21 protein-coding genes are annotated in these 23,099 nt (G+C 71.3%); 10 read left to right on the top strand and 11 right to left on the bottom strand.

Annotated elements, in window-relative coordinates; all coding sequences use genetic code 11:
- Nucleotides 1–86: 86 nt before the first annotated feature.
- Together ABH928_RS22635 and ABH928_RS22640 are read right to left on the bottom strand one after the other, a co-directional pair.
- Nucleotides 87–1,517 carry an ATP-binding protein gene (locus tag ABH928_RS22635; protein ID WP_370069309.1) on the bottom strand — a complete coding sequence of 477 codons (1,431 nt, stop codon included), beginning with the start codon at nucleotides 1,515–1,517 and terminating at the stop codon, nucleotides 87–89.
- A complete protein-coding gene (locus tag ABH928_RS22640; RefSeq protein WP_370069311.1) occupies nucleotides 1,514–2,308 on the bottom strand; it encodes a response regulator transcription factor in 795 nt (264 codons plus the stop codon). Before ABH928_RS22640 ends, ABH928_RS22635 begins: the two co-directional genes overlap by 4 nt.
- Before the next feature lie 143 nt (nucleotides 2,309–2,451).
- On the opposite strand from ABH928_RS22640, the gene ABH928_RS22645 reads away from it, so the two are divergent.
- The 5 genes from ABH928_RS22645 to ABH928_RS22665 all read left to right on the top strand — a co-directional run bounded on the left by ABH928_RS22645 (nucleotide 2,452) and on the right by ABH928_RS22665 (nucleotide 5,629).
- Nucleotides 2,452–2,781 (top strand): hypothetical protein, encoded by a 330-nt coding sequence (locus tag ABH928_RS22645; RefSeq protein WP_370069313.1) that lies wholly within the window; start codon nucleotides 2,452–2,454, stop codon nucleotides 2,779–2,781.
- Nucleotides 2,782–2,925: 144 nt separating this feature from the next.
- The gene (locus tag ABH928_RS22650) at nucleotides 2,926–4,083 is read left to right on the top strand and encodes a sigma 54 modulation/S30EA ribosomal C-terminal domain-containing protein (RefSeq protein WP_370069315.1); all 1,158 of its coding nucleotides are present in this window, start codon (nucleotides 2,926–2,928) and stop codon (nucleotides 4,081–4,083) included.
- 57 nt (nucleotides 4,084–4,140) lie between these two features.
- Nucleotides 4,141–4,554, top strand: coding sequence for an ACT domain-containing protein (locus ABH928_RS22655; RefSeq protein WP_370069317.1), 414 nt, complete (start codon nucleotides 4,141–4,143; stop codon nucleotides 4,552–4,554).
- A gap of 209 nt (nucleotides 4,555–4,763) precedes the next feature.
- Nucleotides 4,764–5,204 (top strand): DUF4395 domain-containing protein, encoded by a 441-nt coding sequence (locus tag ABH928_RS22660; protein ID WP_370069319.1) that lies wholly within the window; start codon nucleotides 4,764–4,766, stop codon nucleotides 5,202–5,204.
- Entirely contained in the window at nucleotides 5,201–5,629 is a 429-nt protein-coding gene (locus ABH928_RS22665) for a TlpA family protein disulfide reductase (RefSeq protein ID WP_370069321.1), read from the top strand. The genes ABH928_RS22660 and ABH928_RS22665 overlap by 4 nt, the downstream gene beginning before the upstream one ends.
- A 66-nt stretch (nucleotides 5,630–5,695) precedes the next feature.
- On the opposite strand, the gene ABH928_RS22670 is transcribed toward ABH928_RS22665, so the two are convergent.
- The 3 genes from ABH928_RS22670 to ABH928_RS22680 form a co-directional block, all read right to left on the bottom strand.
- Nucleotides 5,696–6,469, bottom strand: a complete 774-nt coding sequence (locus ABH928_RS22670) for a hypothetical protein (RefSeq protein ID WP_370069323.1) — start codon at nucleotides 6,467–6,469, stop codon at nucleotides 5,696–5,698.
- Entirely contained in the window at nucleotides 6,466–7,389 is a 924-nt protein-coding gene (locus ABH928_RS22675) for a hypothetical protein (protein ID WP_370069325.1), read from the bottom strand. Before ABH928_RS22675 ends, ABH928_RS22670 begins: the two co-directional genes overlap by 4 nt.
- Before the next feature lie 88 nt (nucleotides 7,390–7,477).
- A complete protein-coding gene (locus ABH928_RS22680) occupies nucleotides 7,478–8,266 on the bottom strand; it encodes an alpha/beta fold hydrolase (protein WP_370069327.1) in 789 nt (262 codons plus the stop codon).
- Nucleotides 8,267–8,708: 442 nt separating this feature from the next.
- Here ABH928_RS22680 and ABH928_RS22685 point away from each other — a divergent pair, with 442 nt between their 5' ends.
- Together ABH928_RS22685 and gntD are read left to right on the top strand one after the other, a co-directional pair.
- Complete coding sequence (locus ABH928_RS22685) at nucleotides 8,709–10,403, top strand: carbamoyltransferase (RefSeq protein WP_370069329.1); 1,695 nt, start codon at nucleotides 8,709–8,711, stop codon at nucleotides 10,401–10,403.
- Nucleotides 10,404–10,543: 140 nt separating this feature from the next.
- Complete coding sequence (gene gntD, locus ABH928_RS22690; RefSeq protein WP_370069331.1) at nucleotides 10,544–11,548, top strand: guanitoxin biosynthesis L-enduracididine beta-hydroxylase GntD; 1,005 nt, start codon at nucleotides 10,544–10,546, stop codon at nucleotides 11,546–11,548.
- A gap of 68 nt (nucleotides 11,549–11,616) precedes the next feature.
- On the opposite strand, the gene ABH928_RS22695 is transcribed toward gntD, so the two are convergent.
- The 3 genes from ABH928_RS22695 to ABH928_RS22705 all read right to left on the bottom strand — a co-directional run bounded on the left by ABH928_RS22695 (nucleotide 11,617) and on the right by ABH928_RS22705 (nucleotide 16,567).
- Complete coding sequence (locus tag ABH928_RS22695; RefSeq protein WP_370069333.1) at nucleotides 11,617–11,991, bottom strand: hypothetical protein; 375 nt, start codon at nucleotides 11,989–11,991, stop codon at nucleotides 11,617–11,619.
- Between the two features lie 173 nt (nucleotides 11,992–12,164).
- Nucleotides 12,165–13,601: a hypothetical protein gene (locus ABH928_RS22700; RefSeq protein WP_370069335.1), complete on the bottom strand. Its 1,437-nt coding sequence runs from the start codon at nucleotides 13,599–13,601 to the stop codon at nucleotides 12,165–12,167.
- A 557-nt stretch (nucleotides 13,602–14,158) separates the two neighbouring features.
- On the bottom strand, nucleotides 14,159–16,567 hold the full coding sequence (locus ABH928_RS22705) for an FUSC family protein (RefSeq protein ID WP_370069359.1): 2,409 nt from the start codon (nucleotides 16,565–16,567) through the stop codon (nucleotides 14,159–14,161).
- 122 nt (nucleotides 16,568–16,689) lie between these two features.
- Between ABH928_RS22705 and ABH928_RS22710 the strand changes: the two genes are divergently transcribed.
- Both ABH928_RS22710 and ABH928_RS22715 read left to right on the top strand, forming a co-directional pair.
- A complete protein-coding gene (locus tag ABH928_RS22710; RefSeq protein ID WP_370069337.1) occupies nucleotides 16,690–17,199 on the top strand; it encodes a MarR family winged helix-turn-helix transcriptional regulator in 510 nt (169 codons plus the stop codon).
- 134 nt (nucleotides 17,200–17,333) lie between these two features.
- Nucleotides 17,334–17,900, top strand: coding sequence for a cysteine hydrolase family protein (locus ABH928_RS22715; RefSeq protein WP_370069339.1), 567 nt, complete (start codon nucleotides 17,334–17,336; stop codon nucleotides 17,898–17,900).
- An 8-nt stretch (nucleotides 17,901–17,908) separates the two neighbouring features.
- On the opposite strand, the gene ABH928_RS22720 is transcribed toward ABH928_RS22715, so the two are convergent.
- A complete protein-coding gene (locus tag ABH928_RS22720) occupies nucleotides 17,909–20,140 on the bottom strand; it encodes an MFS transporter (protein WP_370069341.1) in 2,232 nt (743 codons plus the stop codon).
- 316 nt (nucleotides 20,141–20,456) lie between these two features.
- Here ABH928_RS22720 and ABH928_RS22725 point away from each other — a divergent pair, with 316 nt between their 5' ends.
- Nucleotides 20,457–20,840 (top strand): hypothetical protein, encoded by a 384-nt coding sequence (locus tag ABH928_RS22725; RefSeq protein ID WP_370069343.1) that lies wholly within the window; start codon nucleotides 20,457–20,459, stop codon nucleotides 20,838–20,840.
- A gap of 213 nt (nucleotides 20,841–21,053) precedes the next feature.
- Here the strand turns inward: ABH928_RS22725 and ABH928_RS22730 are convergent, their stop codons facing one another.
- Both ABH928_RS22730 and ABH928_RS22735 read right to left on the bottom strand, forming a co-directional pair.
- The gene (locus ABH928_RS22730) at nucleotides 21,054–21,704 is read right to left on the bottom strand and encodes a response regulator (RefSeq protein WP_370069345.1); all 651 of its coding nucleotides are present in this window, start codon (nucleotides 21,702–21,704) and stop codon (nucleotides 21,054–21,056) included.
- A complete protein-coding gene (locus tag ABH928_RS22735) occupies nucleotides 21,692–22,939 on the bottom strand; it encodes a sensor histidine kinase (RefSeq protein ID WP_370069347.1) in 1,248 nt (415 codons plus the stop codon). Before ABH928_RS22735 ends, ABH928_RS22730 begins: the two co-directional genes overlap by 13 nt.
- Nucleotides 22,940–23,099: the final 160 nt, after the last annotated feature.

Below are 23,099 nucleotides of genomic sequence, written 5' to 3' on the forward strand. Positions count from 1 at the left end.
AGGTCGGATTCCGGTTCAGGAATTACTAAGAACTGGCAAGGGTCCACGTTCGCGCAGCTCCCGCACGGCCCGGAAGGTGACGGGGATCATCCGTTCGGGCCTGGGTTTGACAGCCCGCTGCGCGGCGGACGTCGGTCGCGGCGCGGGGCGCGCGCCTCGGGCGGGGCGGCGGGGAGGAGCAGGTGCACGGTCAGCCCGCCGCCGGGCGTCTGCTCGAGTTCGGCCCTGCCGCCGTTCGCGGTCACCAGGCGGTGGACGATCGCCAGGCCCAGTCCGGTTCCGCTCTCCCGGCCCGAGTCGAAGCGACGGAAGGCACGTTCGCGGGCGGCCTGGTCCATCCCCGGGCCGTGGTCGACCACGGAGAGGCGGACCTCACCGCGCTCCGCGTCCCGTGAGGTGACCAGCTCGACCGAGCCGCCGGCCGGCACCGCCTCCAGGGCGTTGGCGATCAGGTTGTCGAGGATCTGCTCCAGGTCGCCCTCGCCGAGCGAGACGATCACGCCGTGGCCGCCACGGGGCCGCAGCCGGGTCTCGCGCTCGTCGGCGACCGGTTGCCAGGCGGCGATCCGGTCGGCGACCACCTGGTCGACCCGGACCGAGGACTGGCGCGGCACCGCGTTCTCGGCGCGCGCCACCGCGAGCAGGCCGTCGACCATCCGGGAGAGCCGGGCGATCTCCTCCTGCGCTCCGGCCAGCTCGTGCGCGGTGTCGTCCTCGCCCTCGGGATCGGCGGCCGCGTCGGCGGCCAGCAGGTCCAGCCGGAGGCGCAGCGCGGTGAGAGGGGTGCGCAGTTGGTGGGAGACGTCGGCGATCACCGCACGATGGCCGTGGATCAGGTTCTCGGTCCGGGCGGCCATCGAGTTGAAGGTCGCCGCGAGCCGTCGGACCTCCGGCGGCCCCTGGGTCACCTCGGCGCGCGCGGTCAGGTCGCCCTCGCCGAGCCGGGCGGCCGCGTCGTCCAGCGAGACCAGCGGGCGGCCGACCCAGCGTGCCAGCCGGGTGGCCACCAGCATCGACGCCACCAGCGCCCCCAGCCCGCACAGGCTGAGCCAGCCCCAGATGGCGAGCAGTTGGTCGTTGAGGTCGTCGGTCGACCGGGAGAAGACCAGCACGCCCGAGGCGGGCACCGAGTCGCCGACCGGGACCACCATCGCCATCCGGCTGTCGTCCTGGACCGTCTGCGACTGCCCGGTCCGCTGCACCTCGGCGACCGCGCCCGCAGGGAGCGGCCCGGCCTTGCACGGGGTGGTGAGGAAGAGTGCGCCGTGCGCGTCGTAGACCTGCGCGCAGTCGCCCGCGTCGGTCGCGGCCTCGATCTGCTCGCGGGCGTCGGTGTCCGGACGGTTGTCGGAGAGGTGCTCCTCGGCGGCGGAGGCGATGGTCCTGGCCTTGGCGGCGGTCTCCTCGCGGAACGAGTCGTTCTCCCGCTGGGTCATCGAGATGCCGAGCGGGACCACCGCGAGCACCAGCAGCGCGACCACCAGGGCCAGCACGCTGAGGGCGATCCGCCGGGTCACGAGGTCGCGCTGTCAGCGTCGGCGTCGGTGCTGGAGTCGGGTTCGGCGCTGGAGTCCGGGCCGGTGCTGGAGTCGGTGTCGGGGTCAGGGGCGGTGGTGAAGTCGCTGCCGAGACGGAAGCCGCGTCCGTAGACGGTCTCGACCAGGCCGGGCACACCGAGCTTGCGGCGCAGCGCGGCCATGTGGACGTCCAGCACCTTGGTCGGCCCGTACCAGTGGGCGTCCCAGGCACGCTCCAGGATCTCCTGACGGGTGACCACCCGGCCCGGGTCGACGGCCAGGCAGTGCAGGATGTCGAACTCCTTCGGGGTGAGCGCGATCTCCTCGCCGCCGACGGTCACCCGGCGGGTGCGCGGGTCGACGGTCAGCGGGCCGTGGACGATCAGCTCGGCGCCGGTGGGGCGGGTCCGCCGCAGCACGGCCCGGAGCCGGGCCAGCAGCTCGGCCAGCCCGAAGGGCTTGACCAGGTAGTCGTCCGCCCCCTCGTCCAGCGCGGCGACCCGGTCCGCCTCCTCGCCGCGCGCGGTGACGACGATGATCGCGGCGTCGGACTGGCGGCGCATCCGTCGGCACACCTCGACGCCGTCGATGTCTGGCAGGCCGAGGTCGAGCAGCACCACGTCGGGAACCGGCCGTGTTGCCAGCGCGTCGATGCCGGTGCCGACACAACGGACCGCGTAGCCGGCCCTGCTCAGCCCGCGCACCAGGGAGTCGGCGATGCCCTGGTCGTCCTCGACCACCAGCACGGAGAGAGGCGCCGCCGTTGCTGCCGGATCGGTTACCTGTGCCATTGCTTCAGCGTAGAGCTCTCGGAGTGGCGCGAGTGCCCCCGGTGGTCGCGGTCCGGGGTTCTTTACCGGATCTGAAGCCGGTTCGAACCTCAGGTTGACGGTCACTCAAGCACACTGAAGAGAGCAGAGGTGAGGGGGCCGCGATGAACGCAGCCATACCCGGGGCTGGGTCCGGGCCCGTGTCCGCGAGCGAGCGGGCCCGTCGCCGCACCATCGGACTGCATCGGGTGAGCGGTGTGACCCGCTGGACCGCGATCGGTTCCACCGCCGCCGCGCTGCTCCTGGGCCTGGGCTACGCCCATGACCTGCCCAATCTCTCGGCGCTTGGCAAGCTCGTCCCCTCGCACGACGGTGGCGGCGGCTCGCGCACGGGCAACACCGGGGGGAGCGTCGGCAGTACGGGCGGCGGCAGCGTGCAGCCGCCGTCGCAGGGGAACGGCGGCCCGGCACAGACCAACTCCGGCGCGTCCTGACCGCTCCGTCGTCGGGCAGTGGCCGGGCAATGTTGGGGCAATGGTCGGAGTTTGGCCGGTTAGGGACCTTGCCGGTGCGACGTGGGGGCCATCCCGCCTTACCGTCGAAGGTGACGGCCCCGGCGACGAGCGGAGCGAAGAGACATGACCACTGACGTTCCGAGCGGGCTCTCGCCCGATCTGCAGGTGACGGTGCTGGGCGGCGAGCTGTCCTCGGCCACGACCGAGCTGGCCCGCGCGACCGTCCAGGAGCTGCTGAACGACACCGGCGAGCACGCGCGCGCGGCTGACGTCCGGCTGAGCCGGACGCGCCAGGCCACCGGCCGACCCGCGATGGCCGAGGCGGTGCTGGCCGTCGAGGGCGGCACCGTCCGCGCCCAGGTCGCCGCCGACACCATGGCCGAGGCGATCGCCGTGCTGCGCGATCGGCTCGACATCCAGCTCTCCCGGATGGAGTGGGCCCGGCGCGGGCACGCCGCCCCGGACAGCGACCACTCCGGGATCACCGACTGGCGCCAGGGCATCGAGCCGCTGCGCCGCCCCACGAGGGTGCAACTGCCCGCCGACCAGCGTGTGATCAGCCGCCACAAGGACGTCGCCCTGGTGCGCGAGTCCATCGACCAGGCGGCGTTCACCCTGGAGACGATGGACTTCGACTTCCACCTCTTCACCGAGTCCGGCAGCGGCCAGGACAGCGTGCTCTACCGCTTCGGCCCCGGCCCGTTCCGGCTGGCCCAGGTCGCCCCCGACCCGGAGGGCCTGACCCCGCCGACGGTCCAGGTCACGGTGCTCAAGAGCGCCGCGCCGGTGCTGACTGTCGCGGAGGCGAGGGCCAGCCTGGACGCCTCGGACCACCCCTTCCTCTTCTTCGCCGACCCGGCCTCCGGTCGCGGGGCCGTCCTCTACGCGCGCTACGACGGGCACTACGGCCTGATCAGCCCTGCGGGTTCGGGGATCGGAGAGGACGCGACAGGCGCGGACGCGACGGGTGCGGACGAGCGGCCGCCGCAGCCGCAGCCGCAGCCGCAGCCGACGGCGACGGCGACGGTGACGGTGACGGAGCCGGAGCCGGTGACGGACACGGCAGTGCCGACAGCAGTGGAGGCGACGACCCTGGACGAGCGGGTCGCGCGGCTGGAGGTGCGGGCACAGGCCCTGGGCGAGGCGCTGCTCGAACTCGTGGAGGGCTTGGAGGACACCCCGGGCGGCCCGCCGGATCCGCAGCGGGTCCGGCGTGGGGTCCGCCAGGCACACGAGGCGCTGCTCGGCGCTGGCCTGGTGCGCGGGGTGAAGCCGAGCTGACCGGACCAGAGGGCACGTCCGCAGGCGGGGACCCGGGTCCGCACCTAGCCTTGAGCCATGACCGGTGAGATCAGGCTGGACAAGCTGCTGGCCGAGATGAAGCCCGAGCTCCACCCCGGCGCGTACGTGTTCTGCACGCTGTCGGGGCCGGTGCCCGCTGAGGTCCGGCCCGTGGTGACGGTGCAGGAGCCGGAGGGTCTGACCGTGGTCGTGCCCCAGGAGGAGGCCGACGCCGCCGGGCTCGCGTACCACTACGTCGCGGGCTGGATCACGCTGCGGGTCCACTCCGCGCTGGAGGCGGTCGGCATGACGGCCGCCGTCGCGGACGTGCTGGCCGAGGCCGGGCTCAGCTGCAACGTCGTCGCGGGCTTCCATCACGACCACCTCTTCGTCCCCTACGGGCAGGCGAGCCACGCGGTGGCGCTGCTGGAGGACCTCACCCGCCGCCGGACGCCGTCGCACGCGCGTTGACCTGCGGTGCGTTGACCTGCGGTGCGTTGACCTGCGGTGCGTTGACCTGAGCTGGGGGCGGTGTTCCAATGGACGCGTGCCTGTAGCGACGTTCCTGGTGACCCGGGACCACATCGACTTCGGTCGGGTGTGGTCTGCGGCGTGTCGTCGTTCCTGATTACCCCTCCCCAAGGAACCCCCGGCACCCTCGAACCTCTCGGAGTCCCCGCATGCCTCTCGGCAGCTCCGGCACGTCCCGTATCGATCCCCGCGGCCCGCGTTTCGCCGCGTCCCTGACCACCGTGGTCCTCGCCCTCGCCCTGGTGACCAGCAGCGGCGCGCTGCTCGCCGCGCAGGGCGTGGTCTTCGCGCTCGGCGCGGTGCTCGGCCTGCGCTTCTCGCCGTACGGCTTCCTCTTCCGGCGTCTGGTGCGCCCGCGCCTCGGGCCGCCGACCGAGCTGGAGGACGAGCGTCCGCCCCGGTTCGCCCAGGCCGTCGGCCTGGCCTTCGCGCTCGTCGGCACGGTCGGCTACCTCTCCGGCGCGCTGTGGGTGGGCGTCGCCGCGACGGCGCTGGCGCTCGCCGCGGCCTTCCTCAACGCGGTCTTCGGGTACTGCCTCGGTTGCGAGGTCTACCTGTTGGCCGTCCGGAGCCGGGCCCGGCTCTCATGAGTGAGCTCACCGGACTGCTCGTCCTCGCCGTCGTCCTGGCTGCGGCGACGGCCTTCGGCCTGGTACGGGCCGCGCGTGACGGGAGGATGCGGCGCGCCAAGCCGGGCGCGGCGCTGCGCCTGACCGGCGCCGACCTCGGCGAACCGCTTGGCGGCCAGGCGACGTTGGTGCAGTTCTCCACCGACTTCTGTGCCAACTGCCCTGGGACCAGGCGGCTGCTCGGCGAGGTCGCGGCCGACCGGCCGGGCGTGCGGCTGGTCGAGATCGACGCCGAGGAGCGGCTGGACCTGGTCCGCCGGGCGGACGTGATGCGCACCCCGACGGTGCTGGTGCTCGACCGGCACGGCCGGGTCGCCCGCCGCTCCGCCGGAGCGCCCAGCCGGTCCGAGGTGCTGGCGGCGCTGGAGCTCGTCAGCGCGTCCTGAACCCACTGCCTCCTGAACTCAGCGCGCCCTGAACTCACCGTGCCCTGAACTCGCCGTGCTCAAAGGCTATTTGGCCACGGTCTGGTCCAGCAGCGCGGCGACGATCTCGCGCAGGCCCCGGCCGCGTGCGCGCGGGCTGGGGACGAGGCGGGTTGCGTCCTGCGGGTCGCGGATGAAGGCGTGCAGCCGACCGTTGCGGCGGGCAAGGACCAGGTCGGTGCTGGACTCGGCGGTCTCGGCGGAGCCCACCGCCTTGTAGTGGACGGCGGTCAGCAGCGCGGAGCGCTCGGCCGCGGCCAGTACCGCGTCCGGGTCGGTATGGCCGTCCGCGTCGGCCCAGGAGCCGCGCGGGAGCCAGTCGGAGACCATGCCCAGTGTCTCCTCCAGTGTGTGCAGGGAGAGTTCGTGGACGCCGAGCGCGTCGATCCGCACCATCAGGCAGATCCGCTCGGGCTGGGGCAGCACCAGCATCCGCCACGGTTCGCCCGACTCGGTGCCGGCCACGCGGGCGTCCAGCACGAGCCGGGCGCGGCGCTGGAAGGTGACGGCAAGGCCGAGGTCGCCGCGCACCTCGATCCTCCCCGGTCCGTCACCGGCGAGCAGCAACTGCCGTGCGGCCAGCGAACGGACCGCCTCCGCCAGCACCTCGTCCGAGGGCCGGGCCGCGAGGAAGTCCACCACCGCGTCGACGGCGGTGAGTTCGGCGATGGTGTACGCGCCGAGCGCGACCGCGCCGGTGCCCACCAGGTGGACCACCGCCGACACCAGCCCGGCGGGGACCTGGGTGTCGCCGGGCTGTGGTGCAGGATCGGGTTCGGGGCTTGCGGTCGGTTCGCTCATGCGGAGTCTTCCTCCTCCGTTTCCGTCAGCCATTCGGTGAGGCGCTGCGGGCGGGCGGTCGCGGCGGCGGACAGGACGGACGCGGTGGTCGGCAGCGCCGCCTCGCTCACCCACACCTCGGAGTTGCCGAAGAGCCCGCGACCGCCGCGGCCGGTCAGCGCCAGGCCGAGCTCGTCCGAGGGGTCCGGGCGCTCGGGCGGTGGGAAGCGCGGCGTGAGGTCCTGCGAGACGGAGGTGGCGTCGTCCTCCTCCTCGATCCGTCGCAGCGCGTCGGTGAGGGCCTCGGCGACGGGCGGGGTGAGGTCGGTGGGCTGGGCCAGGGCCGGGGTGAGGTAGAGCGGACGGCGCTCGGTCAGCCGGGAGAGCCCCCACGGGCCGACGTTGCTTCGAGTGATCCGGTAGACCACGTAGTCCATGAGGTGCCGCAGGTCGTCCACGCTCGGCAGCTTGTTCTTGCCGAAGGCCGCCGGGGTCTTCTCCAACTGCATCCAGGTGCCGGTGGCGGTGCGGCCGTGCAGCTTCTCGCGGACCACTCGGCCGCGCATGCCGATGTCCGGGTAGAGCTTCTTGTCGATGTCCTTGTGGTGGCTGGAGATGCGCGGATGGCTGGCCCAGGGGAACTGCCACGCCTCGTAGAGGGCGGGGTCGTCCACCAGGACGTGTCCGCCGCAGAGCACGTCGTGGAGCTGCGGCACCTGGAGACCGTGGGACTCGAGGTCGGCCAGGATCTCGGCTTCCTCCGGACTGAGGTTGGACGCGGCGACGACCAGGCCCCGGCGGTAGGCGCCGGCCCGGGCGGTCAGCTCGATCAGCAGCCGGATCCGGGTGCGCAGGGTCGCAGTCCGCCGGGCCGTCTCCGCCCGGGCGGCCCGGCTGCGCCGTCTGCTCCGCCGGGGGTGTCGGCTCTGTGGGGTGGCCATGGGAACCAGTACAACACCGGACAGATCGTCCCGCCGGGGTGACGCGCGGGCCGGGTGACAGGCCGGGCGGCGGGCCGGGTCTGGCAGGTCACGGCGCGTCGAGGAAGTCCAGCACCAGCGGTGAGGCGACCTCGCGGAACTCCTCGAAGTAGGCGTGCCGCGCGTCCGGGATCAGGTGCAGCCGGGCGTCCGGGACCCGGGCGGCGAGGAGGGGCGCGTTCTCGGCGGGGTTGAACCGGTCGGCGGTGCCGTGGACGACCAGCGTCGGCGCGGTGATGTCGGGCAGCACGTCCCAGGCGTCGTGGCGGCGGCTGGCCAGCAGGTGGCGGCGTCGGGCGTAGGCGGGCATGTCGCGGTCGCCCAGCACGTACCAGGGGCCGTGGGGGTGGTCCGCCAGCCAGGCGGGCGTGTACATCAGGTCGAGCAGCGTGGCCTTGGCCGTCGCCGGATCGGTGGACGCGAGCGCCGCCGAGATCGTCCGGTCGCGTTCGATGCCGTGGGCTCCGCCGGGGGTGGTGCAGCCGAGGACCAGCCTGCGGACCCGCTCCGGATGGCGTGCGCCCAGCCACTGGGCCACCCGGCCGCCCATCGAGGTGCCGTAGACGTCGGCGCGCTCGATGCCGAGCGCGCCGAGGACGGCGACGACGTCCTCGGCGAAGCCGGGGGTGGTGTAGGGCTCGTCAGGCTTGTCGCTGTCGCCGGTGCCACGGTAGTCGAGCGTGATCGTACGGCGGGTGGCGTGGAAGTCGGCGCGGACGGAGTCCCACCAGTGGTGGTTGTTCGCCTGGCCGGAGAGCAGGACCAGGGCCGGGCCCTCGCCCTTCCCATGGACCTGGTAGGCGATACGGGTTCCGTCGAGGGCGGTCGCGTGGGGCATGGGAGGGTTCGCGCCTTGGGGTCAGGCCGACTTCGGGGCGGCCTGCATCGGGCCGGACATCCAGGCCTGGAAGTCCTCGTCGCTGCGCCAGCGCAGATGGCGAAGATGAAGATTCATGGGAGGACCATCATGACGCCGGCGGAGTGGCTGATCAAGTGGGCTGGACAGCTCCCTGAGCGGGATGCGGGCCGGCGGTCCGAACTGGAAGGCATCTGCGTTGCCGGCCCAGGGGGCCATGGTGACGTGCCGTCGGCAACAGCGTGCAGGTCGGATCGGCTGCGCTGGATGACGTGACGCGGGGAAAGATCCGTCGCCAAGGTGTTGCCACAGCACGGAAGTTACGCAGAACATGGCCTTCCCGAGTCATCAAAGGATCTCCTCGAACGGGCGCGGAACCGAGTCGTGACGCCCATTCGGGAACCCGTTCCGGAAGGGCCCTCCGTTGCGCGTTCTGGGAATCAACTGCGTCTACCACGAGTCGTCCGCCGCCCTCGTCATGGACGGACGGGTGGTCGCCGCCGCGGAAGAAGAACGCTTCAATCGCCTCAAGCACGGCAAGCCGGCGCTGGTATCGAACGCGGACACACTGCCGGTCGAGGCGATCGCGTTCTGCCTGGAGCAGGCAGGGCTCGAGAGCGAGGACATCGACCTCGTCGCCGTCGCCTTCGATCCCGAGGTACGTCGCGACACCTTTCGGACGGACCCGCTCAGCGTCCCCGGCGACTGGGGCAGCGCCGACGGGGAGGCGCTCTTCCAGGCAGGACTGGCACGCATACCCGATCGGCTTTCCGACCTGCTCGGCTTCGACTGCACGGAGGCTGTGCGCTGGATACCGCATCACGTGGCCCACGGCGCGTCCGCATACTTCCCCTGCGGGGACGACCAGGCCGCAGTCCTGGTCGTCGACGGGATCGGGGAGTCGGCGACAGCACTGCTGGGAGCCGGCAAAGGGGCTCTCGTCGAGTCCCTGGCGGACCTGCGCTACCCCAATTCAGTCGGCTTCGTCTGGGAGAAGCTCAGCGCCTACCTCGGCTTCAGCGCCTACGACGCCTCCAAAGTCATGGGCCTGGCCTCCTACGGCGACCCTCGTCCCTTCAGCGCCGCCCTGGCGGAGATCGTCGGCGAGGGACCCGAACCACACGTGCTCGACGACGCCTTCGAGTTCCGACTCCCCGGCTTCGACGCGCTGGAGCAGCGCTTCGGGCCGCAGCGCCGTGCCGACGAGCCGATCGAGCAGCGGCACATCAATCTGGCGGCCACGCTGCAAAGTTGGAACAACAAGACGGTTCTCGGGCTCGCAGAACAGGCGTACCGACTCCACCCGACGGACACCCTCTGTTTCTCCGGCGGTGTCGCACTGAACTGCACCACGAACTGGCTGCTCAAGGAAGAGGGCCCGTTCGCGCGTGTCTTCATCCCCTCCGCTCCGCACGACGCCGGAACAGCCGTCGGCGCCGCGCTCACCGTCTGGCACGCGACCAGCGGTGTCCTGCCGCAGCCGTCCACCGACGGATGCGAGTACACGGGCCCGGAGTACAGCGACGCGCAGATCCTCGCGGCATTCGCCCAGGCAGGCGCCGCCCCGCGACGGTGCCCGGACATCGCGGGAGAAGTCGCCGGACGGATCGCGGCAGGCGAGGTGGTCGGCTGGTTCCAGGGCCGGATGGAGCTCGGTCCACGGGCCCTCGGCAACCGCTCGCTGTTGGCTGATCCGCGCGATCCCGGCATGCGCGACATGTTGAACGAGAAGGTCAAGCACCGCGAGCCCTTCCGGCCCTTCGCCCCGAGCGTACTGGCCGAACGGGCCCGGGACTGGTTCGACCTGGGACGGGACTCGGCAAGCTTCCAGTTCATGCTCTTCACCTGCCCGGTGCGCCCGGAACTGGCGGCACGGATACCCGCGGTGGTGCACGTGGACGGTACCTCCCGGATCCAGACCGTGTCCGCCGAGGCGAACCCGCGCTACCACCGGCTCATCTCCGAGTTCCACGCACGCACCGGCGTTCCGATGGTGCTCAATACCTCCTTCAACGACAGCGAGCCCATCGTCTGCTCGCCGGCGGACGCGCTGGCGACCTTCCTGGGAACCCGCATCGACGCTGTCGCGATCGGCGACTACCTGGCAACCCGGGTCTGAAGGACGTCCACAGACCTGCTGAGCCGGCCTCAGGACATCACCTCCTCAGGAATGGAGAGCCAGTGATCACCAGCAGAGCAACAGGCCAGGCAGTCCCCTCCCTGCCAGTCCCTTCCCTGCCAGTACCCTCCAGCGGTCCGTTGCGCTTCCGACTGACCGACCAGGAGGCGGACCAGGTGCGGGCGGCCGTCGCCGACCTGGCCGAAGCGGCTCATCCGCAGGCTGCGGACGCGCCCACCGAGCTGCTCCGGGCCGTGCCTGCGGCCGTCCGGCTGCTGCCGGAACGGCTGCTCCGATTCCTGGACGAGTTTCGACGCGAGGAGCCCGCCGGCGGATTCGTCGTCAGCGGCTGGAACGTCGACGACGTGGCGCTGGGCCCGACACCCGTCCACTGGCGCACGACCGCAGGCGTCGAGCACACCACGTTGGCCCACGAGCTCTATCTCATGGTGATCGCCTCGGGCCTGGGCGAGGTGTTCTCGTGGAGCACCGTGCAGGACGGCAAACTCGTACAGGACCTGTGCCCGGTCCGCGGGGAGGAGAAGGAGAAGAACGCCGGCAGCAGTGACAGCGTGCTCGATCTCCACACCGAGGACGCCTTCTCCCCGCTGCGCTGCGACTATCTCGGCCTGCTCTGCCTGCGCAACGACGACCGGGTACCCACCGAATACGCCTCCGTCGACCAGTTGGCGCTGACCCCCGCGCAACGCCGGGTACTCGCCCAACCCCGGTACATGCTGACCCCCGACGAGGAGCATCTTCGCCGCGCCGCCGAGAGAGGCGAGCAACCGCCCGCGCCACTTCACACCGGAGTACTCTTCGGCAGCTCGTCCGCACCCTATCTGGCCTTCGACGAGTACTTCCTCGGGACCGACCCGGACGACCAGGAGGCACAGGCGGCGTTGCAGGCACTCACGGACGAACTGCGGCGCTGCAGCAGCGACGTCGCCCTCGCCCCCGGCGAGCTCCTGATCGTGGACAACTACCGGGCCGTGCACGGCCGTCGACCATTTCTGGCCCGCTACGACGGTAGGGACCGCTGGCTGAAGCGGATCGCTGTGACGCGGGACCTGCGCAGGTCGCGAGCGGCACGAGCGTCCGTGGGGTCTCCCGTGGTGAACACCGGAGCGGCGCCGATGGGCTGAGCACGCGGTGTGCGCGGGAAGCCGCCGAGTGCACTGTGCGAGGCCGGTCCGGTGCGGGACTGCCCCGCTCACAGCGGCGTGAGGATGTCCTGGTGCGCCCCGTCGAGGACGAAGCCGTTGTCCCAACGGACCCGGACCGTCACCCGGCTTCCGCGTTCCCGGTACGCGGCCCACTCCGGCTCCAGTGCGGCGATCTCCGTCTCCAACCGCTCCAGACTCGCGAGCGGCATGGTGTGCCCGTAGGCATCGAACAGCGCTTTGAGTCGCTGGTACTCGAGGACTTCCTCGCTCTCCGGGAGTTCCCCGTCCACCCGCTCGACGGTGCCCTCGGTCCCGGCTCCCAGCGAGAGGAATCCGACGACGGCTCCGGGCTCACCGGCGACTGCTTCACCGATTCCGAGGTCCTCCGTCAACCTGACGCGTCGGCCTTCCTCCAGGGTCATCCGTTCTCTGCCTCTCAGTCGGTCGGCGCCACAGGCGCAGCCGGTTTGCCGGCCTCGGCACATTATCCGCCGTGCGCGTCAAGGGCGACGGGACGACAGCCGGGCGGACGCGTGGCTGACCGGGGAGCAAGGGGGCGCAGGTTCACGTCCTGTCGTCCCGACAGGCTGAGAGGCTACTTCTTGACGCCCTTCCTGGCGTAGACGATGCCCTCGGCGGTGAGGTCCTTGGTCACGCGGAGGCCGTTGGCGCCGACCGTGGTGAACTTCGTGGTGCCGCCGTCGCCGACGTTGATGTCCTTGTTGGCGTGGAGTACGCCGTGCGCCACGAGCTCTCCGTCGACGCTGAGCCCGGACTTGGCGGCGAGCTCTCCCGTCACGCGGAGGCCGTTGACCCCGACCGTGGTGAACTTCGTGGTGCCGCCGTCGCCGACGTTGATGTCCTTGTCGGCGTGGAGTACGCCGCGTGCCACCAGGTCTCCGTCGACGCTGAGCCCCGACTCGACGGCGAGCGATCCCACGACGCGGAGGCCGGTGACGTTGACCGAGGAGAACTTCGTGCGTCCGCCCTCACTGACGATGACGTTGTTGTTGGCGACGAGGAAGCCGTTCGCCACGAGGGTTCCCGCGACACTGAGCTGGGAGTCGGCGGAGAGGTCCCCCAGGACGTGGAGCCCGTTGGCGCCGACCGTGGTGAACTTCCTGCTCCCGCCCTCACTGACGACGAGGTTGTCGTTGGCGTACAGCTGTCCGCTCACGATCAGCGTGGACTGGGCGGCGATGCCCTGGCGGACGGTCAGTGAGTCCAGGGTGGGGTTGGGGACGGTGAGCGCGAGGGTCGCGTACTGGTGGACCGGGGTGAAGCCGTTGGCGGCTCCCTGGGTCCCGGAGAGCACGGTTGCCGCGACGATGAACGTGGTGTCGCTGGCAATGCCGTTCGGGAGGCTGAAGGAGGTGGCGGAACCCTGGTGGACGGGGCTGGTGGATGTGCCGTCGTACAGCTGGAAGTGGGTGCCGTTGCTCTCCCAGCTGAGGTGGATGGGGCTGCCGGCGGTGAAGCTCGTGAGCGGCGCGCTCGTCGCGGCCTGACTGCCGCGGGCCAGGAAGCTGTGCAAGTAGAAGGCGGGTTGGACGACCGTCATGGTCCGCCTGCTGTACTTCTGCGTGTAGCCGGCACTCGCGGAGGTCTTCGAGCGCTCCAGGATGCGGTAGGTGAGTGGGCCGCCGGAGGAGAGGAGACTGCCGTTCAGACCGAGGTTCAGCGGGTAGTTGATCAGGTCTCTCTGCGGGTTCTGCAGCGCGAAGGTGATGAGGTAGTACGAGCCCGTGGGAGCCCCGGGGAGGTTCAACTTCTGCCCGGTGTCCTTCCGGACCGAGAAGGTCCAGTCAGTGCTGCTGCTGGCAGGCACCGGCGCTTTGGCGAAGTACGCCCGGTCGCGGGTGTCGTCGGCGGGGACGGCGATCTCGATGCGGGAGCAGTGAACGGCCTGGCTCCCGGGCAGGACGGCCAGGTTGACGGTGGCCTGGGTGGGGACGTCGGCCTCCGCCTGCAGCGGCGCCGGACTGGTGGACGTGCGGTACTTCAGCAGCGGGGCGGTCGAGGAAGACGGCACGAGCGGGACCTTCCTGCAGGCGGTGAAGAGGGGGCGCCGGCTACCGGGCGGCGCTGAGCTACGCGTCGGACAGCCGCAAGGGTGGTCGGTGACGCTCACGAAGCCGACATGCGGCGGTGAGGGATTGACGCTGCGTCATATCTCGGTGAACGGCCACAACGTCGCCTGGTGCCGGGCGGTGGCCGCTGGTCGGCGGCTGGTCGGAGGCTGGCAGGAACCGTCAGCCGGTTCACCCAGGCTTGCGGGCGTCCTGCGGGCTGCGCAAGGCCGCCAGACCGACCGGAGCTCACTTTCGGACACTGGTCCTGCCGACCCGTCTGTGCAGTTCAGGCGACGTGTCGGTACTCGTGCACGAACCAGCCGGGTCGGTCTTTCGGCGCATGTCAAAGTCGGCGATCTGCCCGAATTCGCACCGGTCAGGAACCGGTCAGGAACCGGTCCGAGAGTTCATGAGGACAGGTCCGGAGACAACCGGCGAACCGGCACTCACCGCTTCCACTACCTCGCCCGCAAAGCCGGCCTGCCCAAGTGCAGCGTCCACGAACTGCCCCACCTGCCTACTCCGGAGTGCTGTTCGCGCCCGGTCGGCAGGCGGAGTTGACCGGACCGGAGGTGGTGAGGTCCGCAGCGCGCTGAGCGGGAGGTGTGGTGGCGCTCGACCCGGGCCAGGCCCCCGAACGGCCTTCCTGTGCCGCCGGGCGGATGGCGACGACCGGGGGGAGGATGGCGAGTTCGTACAGGAGTCGGCGCAGTCGGGCCAGCGGTTGTTCTGCTGTGGGTTCCGGTTCCGCGGGATCGGCGGGCGGGCGGGACAGCAGCAGTGTCTCGGCGGTGGCCAGCGGCCCGGCCACCTCGGGAGCGGGGCGCCCGGGGCGGGGGAGTGAGACGGCAAGGAACTCGGCCGCCTCGGCCAGGGCGGCGGCCGCCTGGGCGAGGTCAGCTCGGGCGTTGCCGGGGCCGGAGGCTGTCTGTGGTGTCGGACGGGCGCTGGCGGCGAGGGCGCGGGTCTGTCGGGTGAGGGCCGCGTACGCGGTCATCCGGTGACGTACCTGGGCCGGGTTGTTGTTCCATATCACCGGCCGGCCGAGGGTGCGGGTGAGCGGGCGGGCGACCAGGGCGAGTTGCTGCAGGCGCAGGTCGGCGGCGCGGGCGAGCGCGTCCAGGTTTGCGGCCGGGGCGGTCTCGGGGACCGCCTCCCACCTGCCGAGGTGCGCAGCGGTGGCGCGGAGCAGTTCCGCCAGGGCGGTGAAGTAGCGGCTGCGGGCGGCCTGAACGGTGTCGCGGGTGCTGGTGGGCAGGACCAGCACGGCCACCGCGATCCCGATCGCGGCCCCGAGCGCGGTCTCCTCCAGTCGGAGCACGAGCAGATGCGCGGAGAACTCGTGCAGCTGGCTGTAGAGCTGGGAGACCATGATCGTCACGAAGAAGATCATGCCCGCGTAGGTGATGTTCACCAGGTAGAACCCGCAGCTCATGCTGGCCACCACGGTGGCCAGGACCCACAGCGTGTGTCCGGCGGTCAGATGGGCCAGGGCCACTCCGAAGCCCAGGCCCAGCAGTGTGCCCAGGACCCGGTTCCCGGCCTTGATGAAGGTCTCGGAGCGGGTGGCCGTGCCGGCGAAGGCGATGAAGGCGGCGAGCACGGCCCAGTAGTAGCGGGCCTGGGAGATTTCGCGTCCGGCGATGATGGCCAGGGTCGCGGCGACGGCGACCTGGATCGCCTGGCGGGTGGTCAGGGAGGTGCGGTGGAACGGGTTCCAGCTGCCTCGCGCGCGGACGTCGGCGGCAACGGCGCCGGATCCTGGCAGGGCGCCCAGGGCGAGGGTGACCGCCGGGGTGAACTCCTCGGACTCGTCCATCTCGGGCGGCGTAGCGGCCCGGTCTGCGATCGCGGTGTAGCGCAGGGCGGCGGCGGCCAGGTGTCCGGCCAGGCAGTCGCCCTCCCCGGAAGGGCCACGGCGCCGGGGGCCGCCGGTCTCGGCGGCGTGGCCGTTGCGCTCGTGGCCGTTCCGCTCGTCGCCGACCCGGTCGAGGACCAGCAGGGCGCGGGCGCGCTGGGCGGCGTCGCGGTCCTCGCGCCGGGCCAGGTGCGCGGCGATGTGGGCCGCCTCACCGGCCAGGCGTCCACCGGTGCGGGCCAGAGACTCGGCGGCGGTGGCGACCTCCTCCATGGCCAGGTGGGCGTCGAGCACGCGTCGGCGCAGAGCTGGTGCGGACCACCCCGGTGGCAGCCCGCTCGTGTCGCCGGACCAGCCCTCGATGACCAACGCGGTCTCGGCCAGGCGCATCTGGCGCGAGTGGAGCCTACGGTGCAGCCGGGCCCGGCCGCGCCGGTCATCCGGATCGGACAGGAGCAGGTCCGCGCTCGCTCGGGCCACGGCGCCGGCGCGGGCGCCGAACGCGCGCTGGAGGCGGGCGAGGTTGCGGCGCGGATGGGTCCGTAGCGCGGTGACCGACAGCAGCAGCACCCAGGCGCTGGCCACCACGACGTCGCTCAGCAGGGTGGGCAGTTGGGTCAGACGGGCACCGAGGAAGGCCGCGAAGAAGTAGCCCATCCAGACCATGAAGCCGTAGAAGAAGTACGCCACGCCGAAGCGGCGGATCAGCACCGCCAGGAACATGACCGCCACGAACACCACCAGCATGGCATCGGTGTGCCCGGCGACGGCGGCACCGGGGAGCATCCCGGCGCCGATGGCGACCGGGAAGAACGCGGCGGTGCGGATCTTGGGCCAGGTCCGGGTGCCGGTGAGGGCCATCGAGCCCATCATCGCCATGACCGTGCCCAGCAGCATGGCGATGACGGTGCTCTGGTAGCCGGCGTCGGTCCACCGCGCGTACCCGTACTCCACGGCGAGAGTGGTGGTCATCGCCACGGCCGCCGACAGGGCCATGCGCAACCGGTGCAGGCCCGGGTCGGAGGCCACCACCCGGTCCCAGGTCTCGGATATCCAGCCGTTGGCCATTTCCACCCCCGCGTCTTTCACCGGTGGGGCTGCCCGCCGTGGGCGAGGCCCCCAGAAAAGCCGGTATGATGCCGACAATAACATGTATCGTACCGGTATACCGGGGAGAGGTGAGGACAGGCATGGTCGAAACGTCCGCGGCCCTTGGAGTCATCGAGCGGCAGACGGCGGTGCTGGCGCGCAACTTCGAGCTGCTGCACCGGCGCACGGACATCCACGACGACCTCGACCGGGCCGAGTACCTGCTCCTGCGCACCCTGGACCAGCACGGCCCGATGGACATCAACAGCCTGGCGGTCTGTTTGGGCCTGGACCCCTCGACGGCGGGACGCCAGGTCTCCGTCCTCCAGCGCGGCGGACTGGTCCAACGCGCGCCCGCGCCTGCCGACCGCCGGCGCAGCATCATCACCCCCACTGACGACGGCTTGCGCAGGATGGAGGTGGTCCGGGAGCGGCGCACCGAGAGCCTGGCGGCTCTGCTCGCCGGCTGGAGCCAGGAGGACCTGGACACCCTCGGCACCATGTTCGACCGGTACAACCGCGCCGTGGCGGCCGAATACCTCAGTGAACCCGCCCGCGACCCCAGCGGAACAGACATATCAGGCAGGGGCCGCCTCGCCACCCGGAGCTGAACGCGGCGTTGCGCCGACGGCTCTGACGGGCCGTCCGGGCACCGCCGTAGCGTTGCCGCGCGGCGCGGTCGGACCTGGGCCGGCGCGGAGGAATCAGACAGAGGATTGAGGAATACTCAGGAATGAGGACAGCCATGGGCGTTGCCCTTCTGGTGATGGACGTGCAGCAGGGCACGGTGGAGCGGTTCGGGGACGAGGTCCTGCTGGACCGTCTGGCGCGGGCTGTCGCCGCCGCCCGCGGGGCGAGGATCCCGGTCGTCTTCGTCCGGGTGGCGTTCCGGCCCGGCTTTCCCGAGGTGAGCGCGAACAACCGCACCTTCAGCCTGCTCGCCGAGACCGCCGGCGACGCTTTTGGTGTGGACAGTCCCGGCACTCGCATCCATCCGGCGGTCGCGCCGCTTCCCGGCGAGCCGGTCGTGCTGAAGAAGAGGGTGAGTGCCTTCGTCGGCAGTGACCTGGACGTGGTGCTGCGGTCGCTGGGCGTGTCCCACTTGGTGCTGACCGGGATCGCCACCAGCGGGGTGGTGCTCTCCACCCTGCGGGAGGCCGCCGACCGCGACTTCCAGCTGACGGTCCTGGCGGACGCCTGCGCCGACGGGGACGCGGAGGTGCACCGGGTGCTGACCGAGAAGGTGTTCCCGCGGCAGGCCGACGTTGTTTCGGTGGCGCAGTGGGTGGACGATCTCGCCGCCCACCGTTAGCTGATCCGTTAGCCGATCGGGGTCCGGTCGTCGGGGGCGGCAGCGTTCTGGGTCGGCTGGTCCAGGAGCAGTTCCAGGACGTCCAGGGCCGACCGCAGGGCTTCGCGCTGCTCGGCCGTGAGCCGCCCGATGCGGTCGGCGAGCAGTTCCGAGCGCTCCTGACGCAGCCTGGCCAGCAGGGCCAGGCCCTGCGGGGTTGCTGTGACCAGGAACGAGCGGCGGTCGTCGGGGTCGGGTCGGCGCTCGATCAGGCCGCCGTAGCTGAGCGCGGTCAGGGTGCGGGTCATCGACGGGGCGGCGACGCCCTCCCGGCTGGCCAGTTCGCCCAGCCGCAGCGGGCCGTGTTCCTCGATCCGGGCCAGGGCCGAGAGTTGGGAGAGGTTGAGGTCCTGGCTGTGGGACGCCTGGGCCATCTGCCGGTAGAGCCGGGCGATGGCCAGGCGCAGCCGGGTGGTTTCGGTGTCCTGGCCGGTCGCGGGCTGGACCATGACGGTGTGACCTCCTGTGCCGGTTTCCGGGGTTCGGGACGGGGCGGTCCGGCCCCGGATCATTGAAGTGGCCGCTGCCACCAGGGACATGGCGATGGCGAGGGTGAACACCACGACCAGGCCGTTGTGGAACGGGCCGGAGATCAGGTGCGGGAAGAACGCGCGTCCGGTCAGCAGGCTCTGGTTGGCCGCCGGGAGCTGTCCGAGCACGTGCGGTCCGAGCAGTTGCTGGATCGGGTTGTAGCCGAGGAACGCGGCGAAGAGGGTGCCGACCGGCGGCAGGGCGGCGACCCGGGCGGCGTCGGCGGCAGGCACGCCCTGGGCGGTGAGGCCGGAGCTGAGCGTGTGCGGGAGTGAGCCGGCCAGGCCGGCGATCATGAGCGAGAAGAACACGCCGATCGAGAGCACCATGCCGGCGTTCTGGAAGGTGGCGCGCATGCCGGAGGCCGCGCCCCGGGACTCGGCCGGGACGCTGGACATGATGATGGAGGTGTTCGGGGCGGCGAACAGCCCGCCACCGACCCCGTTCAGGAAGACCAGGAGCGCGAAGACCCAGTAGCTGAAGTCCGTGGGCAGCAGCAGCAATCCGGCGAAGGACACGGCCATGACCACGAACCCGGAGGCGGCGAACAGTCGGGCCCCGAACCGGTCGGACAGGTGCCCGGCCACCGGACCCGAGGCCAGGAAGCCGATGGTGAGCGGGATCAGGTAGATGCCCGCCCACAGCGGAGTGTCCGCGTAGTTGTAGCCGTGCAGCGGCAGCCAGATCCCCTGCAGCCAGATGATCAGCATGAACTGCATGCCGCCGCGGGCGACGGAGCCGAGCAGCGCGGCGGCGTTGCCTCCGGCGAAGGCGCGGTCACGGAAGAGCCGCAGCGGGAACATCGGCTCGACGACCCTGGTCTCGACCAGGCAGAAGAGGACCAGCAGAGCGGCGCCGCCGATCAGTCCGCCCAGGACCAGCGGGTTGGTCCAGCCCATGGTGCTCCCGCCGTAGGGCTGGATGCCGTAGGTGATGCCCGCCAGCAGCACGGTCAGGCCGACGCCGAAGGTGATGTTGCCCCACCAGTCGATACGCGCGGGCCTGCGGATGCCGGTCTCATGCAGGGAGCGGTACGCCCACACCGTGCCCAGCAGCCCGATCGGCACGTTGACCCAGAAGATGCTGCGCCAGTCCCACTGCGCCAGCAGGCCGCCCAGCACCAGTCCGATGAACGAGCCGGCGATACCGGCCACCATGTTGACGCCCAGCGCCATGCCGCGCTGACTGGAAGGGAACGCGTCGGTGATGATCGCGGCGGAGTTGGCCATGAGCATGGCCCCACCGATGGCCTGCAGTACCCGCCAGCCGATCAGCCACAGGGCCCCGCCCGCGCCGTGCAGCGGGTCAAGCGAGAGGATCACCGAAACCACGGTGAAGATCAGGAACCCGGAGTTGTAGATCCTCACCCGGCCCCACATGTCGCCGAGCCGGCCGAGCGTCACCACCAGCACGGCGGTGATCAGCATGTAGCCCATCAGCATCCACAGCAGGTAGCTGACGTTGCCGGGTCCGAGGGGGTTGAGATGGATCCCGTTGAAGATGGCGGGGAGGGAGATCAGCACGATCGAGGCGTTGATCGTTGCGAGCAGCGTGCCCAGGGTGGTGTTGGACAGGGCGATCCACTTGTACCGGGGGTGGTCCGCCGCGGACCACGGCGGCTGCCGGTCCCTGGGCTGCCGCGCCGGTCCCGGCGCGCTCGCCGTCCCCATCAGCCACCGCCTCCCACCGACCCGAAGTAGTTAGCGCACGTGAACTAAGTATCCGCCTGGATGGGCTCGGGCCGCCAGAGTGGGGAGGACCACGGATGGGAGGGTGGTGGCAGTGTCCGCCGCCCCTGCGGATCGGCCGGCGCGCCTCGGCGGCGAGCGCCCTTGACGGTGGGCGGCCCTGATGGTGGGCGGCCGGGAACGGCGCCCAGCCACAGACCAGCGAAGATAAAGAACAAGCTCAGGCAACGTGCGCCCTGTTCCGTCGGACAGGGCGGCGGCAGGTGGCTGTTGGACGCGGTCCACGTAGTCTCGCGGGGTGCATTCTCATCTGAGCTTCGAGAACCTTCCTGCACTGCCCCGCGAAGTGGTGGTCGAGGCGTTGGAGCGGGCTCTGCGTGACCGATCGGTGGAGGGCGAGGCGGCGGGAGTCCTCGTCGGGACCGCGCTGAACGACGGCGACGCGGAGTTCGTCGAGCACTGGTGCGTGCAGGTCGGGAAACGGGCTGTGCCGGGGAGTCCGTTGCTCGGGCTGGCTGGCCTGTGCTTGGGGCACGTCGCTCGACGCTTCGGGCGTCTCAGTGATGAGGCCCTGACGCTGGCGCAGTCACTGGCGGCGCGGGCCGAGGCGGACCCGACGGACGTGGACGGTCGGGCCGTGGACGGGTATGACGACGTCCGGAGCTTCCTGCACCTGTGGTGATGCCGTCTGTCGCCGTGGCAGGTCAGCCGGCGTTGGCCCTGCCTACGAGGGCTAGGCGGCTCCGGGCAAGGGGGTCAGCTGATCGCGTCGGCGAACGCGGTAGGCGGTCGCCAGGTGGAGCAGGTGGCCCTTCGGTCGTCGTCATCCGCGCACTGGATCGGCGGCCGCCGACACCGGTGGGCACTGGTGATCAGTATCCGGCTGATGGGAAGGTCAGGCCCGGGACGCTCCGAGGAACCGCAGCACGGCCAGGACGCGGCGGTGGTCCGCGTCGACCACGGGCAGGTCAAGCTTGGCGAAGATGTTGTTGATGTGCTTCGCCACGGCGCTCTCGCTGACCACCAGCGCCTGCGCGATGCCGGCATTGGAGCGCCCCTCGGCCATCAGGCCGAGCACCTCCCGTTCGCGGGGGGTCAGCCGCGCGAGCGGGTCGCTGTCGCGCCGCAGCAGCAACTGGGCGACGACCTGCGGGTCCAGGGCCGTGCCCCCGTCCGCCACTCGCCGGACCGCCGCCACGAAGTCGGCGACATCGGCAATCCGCTGCTTGAGCAGGTAGCCCACACCGCTGGTGTTCGCAGACAGCAGGTCAGCCGCGTACCGCTCCTCCACGTACTGCGAAAGCAGCACCACCGGCGTCCCGGGCCAGCGCCGACGGATCTCCATCGCCGCCCGCACCCCCTCGTCGGTGAAGCCGGGCGGCATCCGGACGTCGATCAAGGCGAGTTCGGGCCGGTGCTCCTCCACTGCCGCCAACAGCCCCTCCGCGTCGCCGGCTTCCGCGGCGACCTGGAACCCGCCCATCTCCAGCACCTTGATCAGGCCGACCCGCAACAACACCGAGTCCTCGGCGATCACCGCGCGCACGGCAGCTCCGCGGTGATGGTGGTGGGCCCGCCAACGGGGCTGCTGACGTGGAAGGCCCCGTCGAGGGAGCCGACCCGCTTGGCCAGCCCGGTCAGCCCCGTGCCGGCGGCGGCGTCGGCACCGCCCAGCCCGTCGTCGGTTACGCGGACTCGCAGCACCTCGCCGACCTGACGGACTATCACCTCTGCACGCATCGCGTTGGCGTGCTTCGTTGCATTGGTCAGCGCCTCGGAGATCACGAAGTACGCGACTGACTCCACCTTGGGCGCCACCCGCTCCTCCAGATCGACCCGCAGCCGCACCGGCAGGGGCGTGCGGGCAGCCAGCCCGGACAACGCCGCGTCCAGACCTCGGTCTTCGAGCACGGCCGGGTGCAGCCCCCGCACCAGGTCATTGAGTTCGGCGATCGCCTCCTTCGCCTCCAGGTGCGCTCTCGCGATCACCTCGCGGGCGTCACTCGGCAGGTCCGGGCGGGTGGCGATGGCCAGACCCAGGTTGACCGCGAGAGACACCAACCGCTGCTGGGTGCCGTCGTGCAGGTCGCGCTCGATCCGGCGGCGCTCCGCGTCGACGGCCTCGATCAAGTCGGTCCGGCTCACGGCCAGCTGATCGACCCGCTCCTGGAGCCGCTGCGCCCGGCTGGGCCCGAGCAGGCCCAACGCCAGCCGCGCCTCGGCCCGGGCTACTGCCCGCGCGGTCCAGGGCAGGGCGCACAGGAGGAGGAGTCCAGCCGCCGTGTAAACCGGCAGCTCGGTCAGGTAGCCGAACCAGTCCTGGCGGATTCCGGTTGGCAGCGCCCATGTCCAGGCGTAGACGCTGACGCCCGCCAGGCCCGCCGCCGCGAGCACGAGGACCAACAGCTCCAGCAGCGCGAGCAGCGGGCCCAGCAGGAGGTGGTAGCCGATCTTGCGCCAAGGCCGCGTCGCGGCGAGCCACCGGGCGGTCGAGGCCCACGTCCGTTGTTCCGGCGCGATGGGGGTGAGCCGGGGGACGTCCACACCGATGAGCGCCCGATAGCGGGCCCGCTGAACGGCCGTCAGTACCGGGGTGCCGAGCAGGATCAGTGCGGCCGACACGGACACCGTCAGGAGCCAGTTCCCAGTCTCGGCGGTAGTCGTCGCCGCCCAGGCCCACACGGGCACCAACGCCAGGTGCGGCGGCACACCGGCGGCCAGAAAGCCGGTGTCCCGCCGTGCCCGAAGGGCCGAGCGTCTCACCCCCGCCGGAATCGTCATGGCACCACGCTAGGGCACCGTAGGAGGGCGGTGCCATGAAGCCTGTACCCGCTCTCATGGTGAACCTAGTAGATTGTCGCGGCTAAGTGTCGTTCTGGTTGGTGGAGTTGGGCAGAATCCCCTTGTCGCTTTCGTCCGGCCAGGCAGGGGTGCCGTGTCC

The organism is Streptacidiphilus sp. MAP5-3 (assembly GCF_041262505.1).
In the GTDB taxonomy this organism is placed as follows: domain Bacteria; phylum Actinomycetota; class Actinomycetes; order Streptomycetales; family Streptomycetaceae; genus Streptacidiphilus.

What these genes read in the sequence shown, in the direction of transcription:
- ABH928_RS22715 (WP_370069339.1), top strand. Translation starts at nt 17,334, where the DNA reads ATGGGCGTTGCCCTTCTGGTGATGGACGTGCAGCAGGGCACGGTGGAG.
- ABH928_RS22650 (WP_370069315.1), top strand. Translation starts at nt 2,926, where the DNA reads ATGACCACTGACGTTCCGAGCGGGCTCTCGCCCGATCTGCAGGTGACG.
- ABH928_RS22680 (WP_370069327.1), bottom strand. Translation starts at nt 8,266, where the DNA reads ATGCCCCACGCGACCGCCCTCGACGGAACCCGTATCGCCTACCAGGTC.
- ABH928_RS22695 (WP_370069333.1), bottom strand. Translation starts at nt 11,991, where the DNA reads ATGACCCTGGAGGAAGGCCGACGCGTCAGGTTGACGGAGGACCTCGGA.
- ABH928_RS22705 (WP_370069359.1), bottom strand. Translation starts at nt 16,567, where the DNA reads ATGGCCAACGGCTGGATATCCGAGACCTGGGACCGGGTGGTGGCCTCC.
- ABH928_RS22665 (WP_370069321.1), top strand. Translation starts at nt 5,201, where the DNA reads ATGAGTGAGCTCACCGGACTGCTCGTCCTCGCCGTCGTCCTGGCTGCG.
- ABH928_RS22640 (WP_370069311.1), bottom strand. Translation starts at nt 2,308, where the DNA reads ATGGCACAGGTAACCGATCCGGCAGCAACGGCGGCGCCTCTCTCCGTG.
- ABH928_RS22645 (WP_370069313.1), top strand. Translation starts at nt 2,452, where the DNA reads ATGAACGCAGCCATACCCGGGGCTGGGTCCGGGCCCGTGTCCGCGAGC.
- ABH928_RS22710 (WP_370069337.1), top strand. Translation starts at nt 16,690, where the DNA reads ATGGTCGAAACGTCCGCGGCCCTTGGAGTCATCGAGCGGCAGACGGCG.
- ABH928_RS22735 (WP_370069347.1), bottom strand. Translation starts at nt 22,939, where the DNA reads ATGACGATTCCGGCGGGGGTGAGACGCTCGGCCCTTCGGGCACGGCGG.
- ABH928_RS22660 (WP_370069319.1), top strand. Translation starts at nt 4,764, where the DNA reads ATGCCTCTCGGCAGCTCCGGCACGTCCCGTATCGATCCCCGCGGCCCG.
- ABH928_RS22655 (WP_370069317.1), top strand. Translation starts at nt 4,141, where the DNA reads ATGACCGGTGAGATCAGGCTGGACAAGCTGCTGGCCGAGATGAAGCCC.
- ABH928_RS22720 (WP_370069341.1), bottom strand. Translation starts at nt 20,140, where the DNA reads ATGGGGACGGCGAGCGCGCCGGGACCGGCGCGGCAGCCCAGGGACCGG.
- ABH928_RS22675 (WP_370069325.1), bottom strand. Translation starts at nt 7,389, where the DNA reads ATGGCCACCCCACAGAGCCGACACCCCCGGCGGAGCAGACGGCGCAGC.
- ABH928_RS22670 (WP_370069323.1), bottom strand. Translation starts at nt 6,469, where the DNA reads ATGAGCGAACCGACCGCAAGCCCCGAACCCGATCCTGCACCACAGCCC.